Source organism: Roseibium sp. RKSG952, from assembly GCF_009711355.1.
This window is the reverse complement of sequence record NZ_SMMF01000227.1, coordinates 1-408: the sequence shown is the minus strand read 5'-3', so window position 1 is coordinate 408 and position 408 is coordinate 1. Positions and strand designations below refer to the sequence as shown.

Sequence of the window (408 nt, the reverse complement as noted above, 5' to 3'; positions counted from 1 at the left end):
AACTGTCCGGAAACAGGGACGAACTCCAGATGACAGCCTTACGTCCGCCTTTTCTTCCGCGCGCGGCAGCGGCACTTAGGCCAGCACGAGTTCTCTCTCTGATAAGGTCAGTTTGAATTGCGCCAGAGTACCGGAAAAGTGGAAGACGATCGCGCAACAGCTTTTAGTCGTATCGATCAGATGACTCATACTGCGCCCGAGAAAGTCGAGCTTCCAGACTACCAGCGTGTCGCCGGAGCGCAGATGATCAAGCGCGTCATTTAGCCCGGGCCGATTCGTTTTTGCACCTGATACGCAGTCTTCAAATATTTAGCCGCAACCGGCAGCCTTCAGGGCATCGACCTGTGGAGCTAGAGATTGCTCGGCCGTTGAAATGCGCGCGCCCTGTACACGACTCAAGCGATTTTC

At 54.9% G+C, this 408-nt stretch carries 1 pseudogene; it reads right to left on the bottom strand.

Features of this window, described 5'->3' with window-relative positions:
* A pseudogene (locus tag E1297_RS00555) lies at positions 1-399 on the bottom strand (recombinase family protein); the annotation flags it as partial.
* Between the last annotated feature and the right edge of the window lie 9 nt (positions 400-408).